This window comes from Pseudoxanthomonas sp. LjRoot204_2 (assembly GCF_056175765.1).
Genome location: NZ_JBGFFG010000068.1, coordinates 1 through 11,132, shown reverse-complemented (window position 1 = coordinate 11,132; position 11,132 = coordinate 1). Strand labels below are relative to the sequence as shown.

At 69.0% G+C, this 11,132-nt stretch carries 11 protein-coding genes; 5 read left to right on the top strand and 6 right to left on the bottom strand.

Annotated features, from left to right (window positions below; genetic code table 11):
• From AC04L7_RS05120 to AC04L7_RS05100, 5 genes are all read left to right on the top strand, one after another.
• A partial coding sequence (locus AC04L7_RS05120) for a PDZ domain-containing protein (RefSeq protein ID WP_475512633.1) occupies nt 1-749 on the top strand: 749 nt, incomplete at its 5' end.
• A 158-nt stretch (nt 750-907) separates the two neighbouring features.
• Entirely contained in the window at nt 908-1,279 is a 372-nt protein-coding gene (locus AC04L7_RS05115) for a hypothetical protein (protein ID WP_299347063.1), read from the top strand.
• A 9-nt stretch (nt 1,280-1,288) separates the two neighbouring features.
• On the top strand, nt 1,289-1,765 hold the full coding sequence (locus AC04L7_RS05110) for a phage holin family protein (RefSeq protein ID WP_436000415.1): 477 nt from the start codon (nt 1,289-1,291) through the stop codon (nt 1,763-1,765).
• Nucleotides 1,765-2,208 carry a hypothetical protein gene (locus tag AC04L7_RS05105; protein WP_475512632.1) on the top strand — a complete coding sequence of 148 codons (444 nt, stop codon included), beginning with the start codon at nt 1,765-1,767 and terminating at the stop codon, nt 2,206-2,208. Before AC04L7_RS05110 ends, AC04L7_RS05105 begins: the two co-directional genes overlap by 1 nt.
• A 186-nt stretch (nt 2,209-2,394) precedes the next feature.
• Nucleotides 2,395-3,489, top strand: coding sequence for an AI-2E family transporter (locus AC04L7_RS05100; protein ID WP_296282802.1), 1,095 nt, complete (start codon nt 2,395-2,397; stop codon nt 3,487-3,489).
• Nucleotides 3,490-4,263: 774 nt separating this feature from the next.
• On the opposite strand, the gene AC04L7_RS05095 is transcribed toward AC04L7_RS05100, so the two are convergent.
• The 6 genes from AC04L7_RS05095 to AC04L7_RS05070 all read right to left on the bottom strand — a co-directional run.
• Nucleotides 4,264-4,713 carry a PaaI family thioesterase gene (locus tag AC04L7_RS05095; RefSeq protein ID WP_475512631.1) on the bottom strand — a complete coding sequence of 150 codons (450 nt, stop codon included), beginning with the start codon at nt 4,711-4,713 and terminating at the stop codon, nt 4,264-4,266.
• Nucleotides 4,710-5,090, bottom strand: a complete 381-nt coding sequence (locus AC04L7_RS05090; protein ID WP_475512630.1) for a hypothetical protein — start codon at nt 5,088-5,090, stop codon at nt 4,710-4,712. Before AC04L7_RS05090 ends, AC04L7_RS05095 begins: the two co-directional genes overlap by 4 nt.
• 11 nt (nt 5,091-5,101) lie before the next feature.
• Nucleotides 5,102-6,310, bottom strand: a complete 1,209-nt coding sequence (locus AC04L7_RS05085) for a PQQ-dependent sugar dehydrogenase (RefSeq protein ID WP_435999158.1) — start codon at nt 6,308-6,310, stop codon at nt 5,102-5,104.
• A gap of 23 nt (nt 6,311-6,333) precedes the next feature.
• Nucleotides 6,334-8,208 (bottom strand): ABC transporter ATP-binding protein, encoded by a 1,875-nt coding sequence (locus AC04L7_RS05080; protein ID WP_435999156.1) that lies wholly within the window; start codon nt 8,206-8,208, stop codon nt 6,334-6,336.
• Nucleotides 8,209-8,285: 77 nt separating this feature from the next.
• Entirely contained in the window at nt 8,286-9,383 is a 1,098-nt protein-coding gene (locus AC04L7_RS05075) for an efflux RND transporter periplasmic adaptor subunit (protein ID WP_435999154.1), read from the bottom strand.
• Between the two features lie 19 nt (nt 9,384-9,402).
• The coding region (locus AC04L7_RS05070; protein WP_475512629.1) for an efflux RND transporter permease subunit at nt 9,403-11,132 on the bottom strand (1,730 nt) is incomplete at its 5' end.

Below are 11,132 nucleotides of genomic sequence, written 5' to 3'. Positions count from 1 at the left end.
ACCTGCAGGGCCGGCTGGTGGGCATCAACACCGCCAGCTTCAACCCGCGCGGCAGCATGGCCGGCAACATCGGCCTGGGCTTCGCCATTCCGATCAACATGGCGCGCGGCATCATGGACCAGCTGATCGCCAACAACGGCGTGGTGCGCCGGGGCACGTTCGGCGTGGAATCGCAGGACGTGGACGAGCGCACGGCGCGCGGGCTGGGGCTGGACGTGCCGCGTGGCGCGCTGGTGACGCGGGTGTATCCGGGTTCGGCCGCGGCCGCGGCCGGCCTGCAGCCCGGCGACGTGGTGATGGCGGCCAATGGCCAGCGCATCGACAACCGCGCCGCCCTGCACAACTTCGAAGGCCTGCAGCCGGTGGGCACGCGCGTGGCGCTGGACGTGCGCCGCGATGGCAAGTCGCTGCAGCTGGACGTGGCGCTGAAGGAAGGCGTGCGCAACGCCGAGGGCGCGACGCTCGACCCGCGCCTGGCCGGCGCAACGCTGAAGGAACTGGACGAATCCGCGCGGCAGGCGCTGCGCGGCATGCTGCGCGGCGCGCAGGGCGGCGTGCAGGTGAGCAACGTGGCGCGCGACAGCCGCGCCTGGAACAGCGGGCTGCGTCCGGGCGACATCATCGTGCGCAGCAGCAGCGGCGAGTTCGGCGACCTGCCGGGGTTCCGCGCCAGCTTCGAGCGCAAGCCGGCGCAGCTGGTGCTGGACATCCTGCGCGGCCGCGGCACGGGGCGGCTGCTGATGCAGTGAGGTGCGGGAGTGAGGGGGAGAAGTGAGATGTAAGGAGGGAGGTCCTTGCGTCCGCTCACGCTTCACTGCTCCCTATTCACTCCTTCCCCCACCCATCTAACAGCGCGTTCACCCGCGTGCATTACAGTGCCCCCATCCCCCGCCTGCAGGAGACACCCATGAGCATTCCCACACATACCGATGCCCTGAAGTCCAACTTGGGCGAAGCCGGTTCGCACCTGGCCTCCGCCGCGGCGGCCGCCAGCGAAGCGATCAAGGGCGCCGCCAGCGCCGCGGGCGACGAGCTGCGCCTGGGCAAGGCGAACGTCAAATCCGAACTGGCCGACGGCGCGCTGTCGGGCCTGGCGGCGGCCGAAGCCGGCGGCGGCGCGGCGCGCGAGCAGGTCGATGCGCTGATGGACAAGGGTCGCGACCTGATCGACAGTGCCGCCGACCTGATCCGCGAGCGGCCGATCGCCTCCTTCGGCGTGGCCTTTGCCGCCGGCTGGATCATCGCCAAGCTGGCGCGCAGCGGCGGCGGCGACAAGTAAGCCCGCCGCGTGAGCGACGCGCCCCGCGACACCGACGTCCCGCCGCCCGACTTCATCGACAGCCTCAAGGAGGTCGGTGAAGCCGGGCGCGCTGCGTACGGGTCCGCGAAGGACACCGGTCGTGCGATGCGTGCGCTGGTGTCGGCGGATTTCGCGCTGGCCCGCAGTGCCTTCGGCCGTGCGCTGGCGTGGGCATGCGTGGCGGTGGTGTTCGGTGCGTCCGCTTGGCTGCTGATCACCGGCGCGCTGATCGCGCTGATGCAGCGGTTCGGTTTCTCCTGGCTGCAGTCGCTTTCGCTGGCAGCGTTCCTCAGCCTGGCCATGACCGCATTCGCCGCTTGGCGGGTGAGCCGTTACTTCGATTACACCGGCATGCATGCGACCCGGCGCCAGCTGTCGCGGCTGGGCCTGTTCGACGAGAACGGCAGCCCCGACGACGACGAACTTCCGCCGGGCACGCCGCCCCCCGGCACCGGAGGCCCCTGATGCGCTTCGAACAGCTGCAGCAGCACGTGGCACGGGCCGAGAGGCGGGTGGAACTGCGCAGCGCGCAGTCCTCGCTGTACTGGACGATCCTCAAGGACTCATGGCGCGAAGGCTGGACGCCGGGACGCATCGTCATCGCCGGGGTGGTGAGCGGCTTCCTGGTGGGCCGCGCCGAACCGCTGCGCGCACTGACCGGGGCGCGCTGGATGCAGATGTTCACCGCGGTCTCCAGTTTCCTGGCCACCGCGCAGGCCGCCACTGCCGCGGAAACCGCCGAGCAGGCCGCCGACACCGCACAGGATGTGCAGCAGCRGGCCCAGGCCGACGGCGCGGTGGTCGAGGAGGAGGACGAGCCGATGGTGGACGAGGCTTTCGACGAGGACCGCATCGTGGCGACCGCCCCGCGGCCGGCCGAAGCGGCAACGGAGCTGTCCGAGCGCTGACGCCGGGGTCTGTTGCAGGGGCGACGTGAGTCGCGACCGCACGAACGACGTCCCGTTGCACCCTTGTGTCCTGGAAGACCGTGAGCGGTGGGGACTTCCTGACCGCCACCGCGCGGGGTCGCGACTCACGTCGCTCCCACAGGGACCGCTGCACAATCGCGCATCCTTCCAGGCGGCCCCCTGTCCATGAGCACACCCGCGTCCTCCGACATCCCGGCGCCCACTCCGCCGCCTTCGCGTCCCCGCGGTTCGACGCCGATGCTGGTGCTGGCGACGCTGGCCGTCGGCTATACGCTGTGGGCGGCGCAGGACCTGCTGCTGCCGGTGCTGCTGGCGATGTTCTTCGCGCTGGTCGGCAACCCGATCATTCGCGTGCTGCGCAAGTTGTACGTCCCGCGTTTCCTCGGCGCCCTGATCGTGCTGCTCGGCGGCATGGCGGCGACCGGCCTGCTGGCGCAGAAGATGCTGCCCTCGGCGATGGAGTGGGCCCAGCAGGCGCCGCGCGAGATGCGCCAGCTGGCGCCGAAGCTTCGCGAGCTCACCAAGCCGGTGCAGGACGCCAACAAGGCCGCGGAGAGTTTCGCCCGCGCCGCCGCCGGCGCGCAGGCGTCCGGGCGCCAGCCGCAAGTGGTACAGGCCACGCCGGACGACCCGTACGGCAAGCTGCTGGCCACCCCGCGCGTGCTCGCGTCGCTGCTGGCGGTGGTGCTGCTGACGTTCTTCTTCATGGTGTACGGCGAGAACCTGCAGCGGAACGCGATCGCGCTGCTGCCCGGGCGGCAGCAGAAGAAATTCACCGTGGAGATCCTGCACTCCATCGAGCGCGAGGTGTCGCGCTACGTACTGACCATCAGCATCATCAACACGGTGGTGGGCCTGGTGTTCGCCGGGGTGCTGTACCTGCTGGGCCTGCCGCTGGCCGAAGCGCTGCTGTGGGGCACCATGGCGACGCTGCTGAACTTCGCGCCCTATGTGGGCCCGTTGATCGGGATGGTGTCGATGCTGCTGGTGGGCTTCATCAGCTTCGACCAGCCGCTGCAGTCGATGCTGCCGGCGATCGCTTACCTGGTGCTGCACACGATCGAGGGACAGATCATCACGCCGATCATCCTGGGCAAGCGGATGGCGTTGTCGCCACTGGTGCTGATCCTGGCGCTGATGCTGTTCGGGTGGCTGTGGGGGATCATCGGACTGCTGCTGGCGGTGCCGTTGCTGGTGTGCGTGAAGCTGGTGCTGGCGCGGGTGGAAGGGATGGAAGGATGGGCGCGGCTGCTGGAGTGACGACTGCCCCAAGAGCCCTCTCCCTGCGGCGACCGAAGGAAGTCCCTGTGGGAGAGAGGGGTTGGGGTGAGGGGCAACGAAGTCGGTCCTCATCGGCTATCAGCGACTTCTCCACATCCGCCGCTCATTCGAAACGCACACTCATGATGAACGTGTTGAGTGCGTCTTTCGTAGGCGGGGCTTTGGGTCAGGCATGGCGCCGCTCGCCGCGGGGGCCTTCTTTCTTTGCTTGTGCAAAGAAAGAAGCAAAGAAACACACCCCAGGCGGCACGCCCTGCGCTTCGCTCCGGGTCCGCGAGCGGGCCGGGAATTTTCGTAAGGCACATCCATGTGCCATACGAAAACGCCGTCATCCATGACGGCGCCCTTCGGGTTGTACCCGGCCCACTCGCCGTGCCTCATGGGGCCAGAAGACAAGACCAACCGCAAAAGCGCGCGTTGGTCAGTCAGACGCCGCTCTCGGGGCCCCTGAGGTCCGGCAGTCGCGGCGGGTAAAACCCCGCAGGGGCGGCGCACAGGACGTGCGCCGTTTTCGGCCGGGGCAGGAGGCCCCRTCCGAAAATTCCCGTCGTGACTGCGMACCCGCCGCTCAGCGGCGGGCGGACCGCCGGGGKGTGTTTCTTTTGCCTACTTTTCTTTGCACAAGCAAAGAAAAGTAGGGCCCCCGCGGCCAGCGGCACCATGCCGGCACACATCAGACTTAACCGAAAGAGGTTGAGCCCGAGTGGTTAATGCGCAGTGTGCGTATCGCGCTCACTACGTGTTGCCGTGCGCTCAACCCGCCTTCTGCGGCAGGATCTGGCATACCGCCTGGCACATCGCCAGCACCCGGCCCGCGTCGTCGCGCACCTCGCCGGCGAGGAACAACTGATTGCGCGTGCGTTCGACCAAACGCGCATGGCAGATGATGTGCGGCATCTCCTGCGTCACCGGTCGCAGGTACTGCGTATTGAGCGAGGTGGTCACGCTCGGCGGCGCGATCAGGTACGAGAACGGCCCCAGCGTGTTGTCCAGTGCGGCCACTATGAAGCCGCCCTGCATGTGCCCGATCGGATTCTGATAGCGAGGCAGCACGGGAAAGCGCATCGCCAGCGACTGGCCTTCCACGTAATCGATGGRCTCGCCCTGCATGTCGAGCAGGCAGGGCGGCGGAATCTGCAACGGCGCGCCGGCCGGTAGCCGTGCATGCAGTAGTGCGTTGATGTCGGTCGCGGCGTCGCTCATCGGGTGAAGCTCAGCTCGAAAGAGGTGAAGAAGGGCGCGCGCGGCGGCGCTGACAGCGTGCTGCCATTGATCCGCTTCTGCACGCAGATCGCCAGCGGCGTGCCGCCCTCCCGCCAGGTACGCACGACCTTGCCCGATGCGTCCAGTTCCGCCACCACCACGAACGGCGACGTATCCGCCRTCGGCGTCGCGCAGCCGGCGATGGCGGCCTCCAGCGCAATGCCCTGTGCATCGCGCAGGGCACTGGCGCTGGCCGCGGGCAATGAGGCCTCGTCCGCATCCGCCCGCCGCTTGGCGTCGCTGTAGTCCGTGGGCGATTGCGCGTGCGCCAGCAAGGTGGCGGAGAGGACCCAGGCGAACAGGATGCCGCGCATCATCGACGATCTCCTCATGGCGCCTTCGGCGGCTCGATGCGCCAGATCTTGCCGTCGTCCTCGTCGGTGACGACATAGACATTGCCGTTCGCATCCACGCGCACGTCACGCACGCGCTCGCCGATCTCGTTGAGCAGGCGCTCCTCGCCGACGATCTTGTCGCCCTGCAACGTCAGGCGGATCAGGTTGCGCTCGGCCAGGGCGCCAATGAACAGGCTGTCGTTCCATGGGCTGCCGGTCTTGCCGGTCAGGAACGCCATGCCGGACACGCCGGGCGACTTCTCCCACAGGTGGTAGGGCTGTTCCATGCCGTCCTTCGCCTTGCCTTCGGCCTCGGGAATCGGCTGGCCCGAATAGTTGATGCCGTAGGTGATGACCGGCCACCCGTAGTTCTTGCCGGCCTCCGGCAGGTTGATCTCGTCGCCGCCGCGCGGCCCGTGTTCGTTCTGCCAGATCTTGCCCGTGCGCGGATCGCGTGCCATGCCCTGCATGTTGCGATGGCCGTAGCTGTAGATCTCCGGGCGCGCATCGGCGCGGCCGACGAACGGGTTGTCCTTGGGCACGCTGCCGTCCAGGTTCAGGCGCACCAGCTTGCCCTGCAGCTTGCCGAGGTCCTGCGCGGTGGGGCGCTGGTTGCGTTCGCCCTGGCTGATGAACACGTGGCCGGCATCGTCGAACACGATGCGCGAACCGAAGTGGTTCGGCCCTTCCAGCTTCGGTTCCTGGCGGTAGATGACCTTGACGTCGGCCAGTGCATCGCCGGACAACGTGCCGTAGGCGACGGCGGTGCCGGCGGTGCCGTTCTCGCCGGGTTCGGCGTAGCTCAGATAGATGCGCTGGCTGCTGGCGAAGTCGGGCGCCAGTACGACATCGAGCAGGCCGCCCTGACCGGTAGCCCACACCTTGGGTACGCCGGTGATCGGCGCGGATACCGCCCCGTCCGCGCCGACGCGGCGCAACTGGCCGCTGCGTTCGGTGACGAGCATGGCGCCATCCGGCAGGAAGGCGAGGCTCCACGGGTGGTCGAGGCCGCTGGCGACGCGGGTGACGCGGATCTGGCCCTGCGCGCTGGCCAGCGTCTGCGACGGCTGGTCTGCGGGTGCGGCCTGCGCGGCGGCGGGCGCCGACGCCCTGGCCGCGTCACCGTTGGCCGAGGAATCGCAGGCGGCCAACGGCAGGGCGAGGAGGAGGGCGGTGGCGAGTCGATGGTGGGCGTTGCGCAACGTCGTATCTCCTGTGGGGGAAGTCAGCGGTAACCGGCGGCCTGCAGCTCGAACAGTTCGGCGTAGCGGCCGCCGGCGGCCATGAGTTGTGCGTGCGTGCCGCTGGCTTCCAGCCGCCCCTGGTCGAGGACCAGGATGCGGTCGGCCATGCGGACGCTGGAGAAGCGGTGCGAGATCAGCACCGCGGTCCGATTGTCCGACAATTCCTTGAAGCGTTGGAAGACCTCGAATTCGGAACGCGCATCGAGTGCGGCGGTCGGTTCATCCAGGATCATCACCTGCGCATCGCGCATGTAGGCGCGCGCAATCGCGATCTTCTGCCACTGCCCGCCCGACAGGTCCACGCTGTTCTTGAAGCGGCGGCCCACCAGCTGGTCGTAGCCGCGCGGCAGGCTTTCGATCACCTCGTCGGCCATGGCGCGGGCAGCGGCGGCACGCACGCGCGCATCGTCGTGCATGGCCTCGATGCGGCCGACGCCGATGTTCTCGCCCGCGGTCAGGTGGTAGCGCACGAAATCCTGGAAGATCACGCCGGTGTTGGCGCGCAGGTCATCGAGGTCGTACTCGCGCAGGTCCCGTCCATCGAGCAGGATGCGGCCTTCGTCGGGGTCGTAYAGCCGCGCGAGCAGCTTCACCAGCGTGGTCTTGCCGGCGCCGTTCTCGCCGACCAGGGCCAGCACTTCGCCCGCGTGCAGTTCGAAGTCGAGATGCCGCACCGCCCAGCGTTCGGCATCGGGATAGCGGAAGCCGACGTTCTCGAAGACGAAGCCGTGGGTGATGGGACGCGGGACCGGCACGGCATCTGCAGGTGACGTGATCTCCGGCTCGATCTCGAAGAAGGAGAACAGGTCGTCCAGGTACAGCGCCTGGCCGGCCACCTGCGAGAACCCGATCAGCAGCCCTTCCAGCAACTGGCGCAGGCGCAGGAAACTGCCGGCCAGGAAGGTCAGGTCGCCGATGCTGAAGTCGCCGCGCACCGTGCGCCAGGCGATGTAGGCATACGCGACGTAATACCCGAGCGTGCCCAGCGCGGCGAGCACCGTGCCCCACAGCGCACGCCGGCGCGCGAGCGCGCGGTTGGCGAGGAAGAACTTCTCCGCGAGCGTGCGGTAGCGTTCGATCAGGAAGCGGTGGAGATTGAAGATCTTCACCTCCTTCGCGGTTTCCACGCTCGCGCCCATCTGCCGCAGGTACTCCAGCTGGCGCCGTTCGGGCGTCCACTGGAAGTTCAGCGAATAGCCCAGCGCATTGAAGTGCGCCTCGCCGACGAAGGCCGGGATCAACGCGATCGCGAGCAGGGCGATGAGCCAAGGCGCGTAGACCAGCAGGCCCGCAGCGAAGGCGACCACGGTGATGGCATCCTGTACCTGGCCGAACAACTGGCTCATCAGGTTCATGCGGCCCATGGTCTGGCGGCGCGCACGGTCCAGCTTGTCCTGCAGGTCGGGGTCTTCGAAGTCCTCCAGGTCGAGAGTGGCCGCATGCGCCATGAGCCGCACGCTGGTCGCGTTGGTGAACAGCTCCGACAGCAGCGCGTCGGCGTAGCTGACCAGGCGGCCGAGCAGGTCGGAGCCGATCGCCAGCGCGAACTCCAGTGCCAGGAGCGTGGCCAGCGTGTCCAGCTGCCCGCTGCGCCACGCTTCGCCGAGCGATCCGAAGTCCAGGCCCAGCCCGACCAGCCGGATGGCTTCGTCGATGATCATCTTGGCGATGTAGAGCGTCACCACGGGGACGAACGCGCGCACCAGGCGCAGGCCCAGGCTCGCCAGCGTCAGCGTGCGGCTGGTCTGCCAGATCTGGCGCAGGAACGGGCCGAGGTTGCGCATCGCATCGAAGCGCTCGCGCAGGTTGGGCGTGGGATTGCGTGCGGGCGCGGCATGCGTAGGGGCGGACGGCATGCCCGGATTGTGCCCGTTCGTGGGGTCGTCGTCAGTGAAGGCCGCCGGTCGTCCCGGCGTCCCCGCGGCGCACAGTGTCAGCGTTTCGCCAGCGCCGGTGCCGGCGACCGGATGTCCAGCATCTGGCCGGCTTCCACACGTTCGCCGCCCCGCACGACCAGGCGATCGCCCGCCTTGATCCCGGCGCCGACCTCGACCAGGCCGTCCAGTTCCGTACCGGTCGTCACCGGCACGCGTTCGGCCTTGCCGGCGGCATCCACCCGCATGACGAAGTCGCCCTCGCGGCGCAGGATCACCGCGTCGCGCGGCACCGCGATCACCGTGCGCGACGGGGCGGTGGGCAGGCCCACGTCCACCGCGGTGCCGATGGGAATGTCCATGCCGTCCACCGCGATGCGCAGTTCGAGCTGCCGCGAGGCTTCGTCGCCCACCGGCACCAGCACGCTGACGGGATAGGCGCGTTCTGTGCCGGCGTTGCGCACGCGTACCTCGGTACCGGGCGACAGATGGCGGGCCAGGTCGACCGGTGCGCGGACGCGGACTTCCTGCGCGCCCGTGTCCACCAGGCGCGCGACCGAGGCGCCGGTGACCAGGTATTCGCCAGGTTGCGTGTGGCGCTCCACGACGATGCCGTCGAACGGCGCGCGGACGACCATCTGCGCCCGCTGATGGCGGAGCTGCGCGAGTTGGGCCAGCACGCGTGCCCGTTCCTGGGCCAGCACGTCGCGATCGGCGCGCAGCTGCTCGTACTGCGCACGCGCGATGTTCTGTTGTTCCGCCAGCTGCGCGTAGCGCTGTTCCTGCCGGGTGGCCAAGGCGAGTTGCGCCTGGATGCGCGCAAGATCTGCCTGGCTCTCCTGCTCGCGCAGGCGCAGCGCGGCGTCGTCGAGGACGGCCAGCGCCTGTCCGCGGCGAACACGCTGGCCGACCTCCGCGACGTCGACGACACGGCCCGTCTGTTCGCCTGCCACACGCGCATCGCGGCGACTGATGACACTGCCCGGCGACCACTGGTGCGGCGCAAAGGCCGTGCTGACGGCGGGTGCGACGCTGACGATGGCGGGCGGCGATGCCTCATCGGGTGGCGCGCTGGCTTCGGCCTCCCGTTTCATCCATGGCAGGACGAGGACGCCCGCGAGTGCGGAGGCGAGCAGCAGTTTGGGCAGGGGACGCATGGGATTCTCCAGGACAGGGTCAGGAAGTGGCACGGGGAAGCGCGAACGCGTCCTCGGCCTGGTCGCCGCGCGGATGCGGCGTGCGTTCGCCGGCCAGGCGCAGCAGCGCAGGCACGAGCACCACGGTGAACAGCAGGCTGAGCGCGACGCCACCGACCGACACCGCGGCCAGTCCGCGATAGATGACCGCACCGGGCCCTGGATTGATCGCCATCGGCAGCGCGCCGAGCACGCCGGTCAGCGCGGCGATCAGGATCGGGCGCAGGCGTTGTTCGAGCGCTTGCTTGAGCGCGTCGTCGAGCGATGCGCCGTCGGCCTGCGCTTCACGCGTCTGGGCGACCAGCAGGATGGCGTTGTTGATCACCATGCCCAGCAGCATGATGAAGCCGATCATCGAGAGGAGATCCAGCGTCTGGCCGGCGACCAGGTCGAGGACGCGCAGGCCGGCGACGCCACCCAGCACTGCCATCGGCAGTGTGGCCATGACGAAGGCGCTGTCGCGCAGCGAGCGGAACATCGCGGCCATCAGCATGAAGAGCACGACCAGCGCCATCGCGAAGTTGATGCCCATGCTGCGCACCACCTCGCCGAGCCGGTCAGCGCTGCCGGAGATGCGGATGGCCGCATCCGGCGGCAGGCTGTCGCGCAGGGTCGGCACGATCTCCTCGTTGACGATGTCCAGCGCTTCTTCCAGCGACATCGCCGCGGGAGGATCGACCGTGAGCGTGACCGTGCGACGGCGATCAATGCGGCGCAGCTGGTTCGGCGCGAGTACCGTGTCCACCTGCGCCAGGTCGGCCAGGCTCAGCACACCGCCCTGCGGCGTGGCCAGCGGGGCATCGCCCAGGCGCGCGATGTCGTCCTCGCCGTTGCTGCGCAGGATGATCGCCAGGCGGCGGTCGCCATCGAAATGCTCGCCCAGCCATTGGCCGTCGCCCAGCGTGCGTACCACCGTGCCCAGCTCCGGGCGCCGCCAGCCGACTTCGGCCAGGCGCCGGTCGTCGGGATTGACGCGCAGCTCCGGGGTGCCGCCGTCGGCATTGGGCCAGGCCTGCACGTTGGCACYGGTGAAACGCTCGGACAATGCTCTTCGTCCTGCCTCCGCCGCACGCGCCAGCGCATCGCCGTCGCTGTGCTGCAGGTGGATGGCGATGGCGCGCGCCGAGCCCCCGAAGCTGCCGAACAGCTCGCCTTCGCTGGCGAACGCGCGCGTATCGGGGAAGCCGACCACGATCTCGTCGCGCACGATGCGCTCGAGTTCACCGATGTCGTCCGGATCGACCACGCGCGCACCCAGCGTGCCGCCGCCCGGCCACAGGTTGAGGTACCAGTTGCTGAGCTGCGGCCCCTTCTCGCCCTCCATGTACGGGCGCATGCGCTCCAGCAATGCGGGGGCGATCTCGCGGTTCACGCGTTCGGGGCTCATGCCCGGCGGGAAGTTGAAGAAGGCGTCCACCGCGGCGCGCTTCACCGGCGGCAGGTAGTCGATCTGCGGCATCAGCACTACCGCAAGCAGGGCGGGTGCGAGCACCAGGCCGCCGACCCAGGCGAGCTGGCGCGGCCGGCCTTCGGTGGTCTTCAGGGCCCAGTCGCTGAGCCGCGACCAGAAGCGATGCTGGTTTTCCTCGCCAGGCCGCGTGCGCAGCCAGCTGCCGGCCGCGGCGGGCAGCACCGTGACGGCGATCAGCAGCGAGATGCCCACCGCGATGGAAATGGTCAGCGCCAGGTCGGCGAAGAGCTGGCCTTCGA

Bases quoted from the DNA above. Each gene is read 5' to 3' on its own strand.
- AC04L7_RS05075 (WP_435999154.1), bottom strand. From the start codon at position 9,383: ATGCGTCCCCTGCCCAAACTGCTGCTCGCCTCCGCACTCGCGGGCGTC.
- AC04L7_RS05100 (WP_296282802.1), top strand. From the start codon at position 2,395: ATGAGCACACCCGCGTCCTCCGACATCCCGGCGCCCACTCCGCCGCCT.
- AC04L7_RS05115 (WP_299347063.1), top strand. From the start codon at position 908: ATGAGCATTCCCACACATACCGATGCCCTGAAGTCCAACTTGGGCGAA.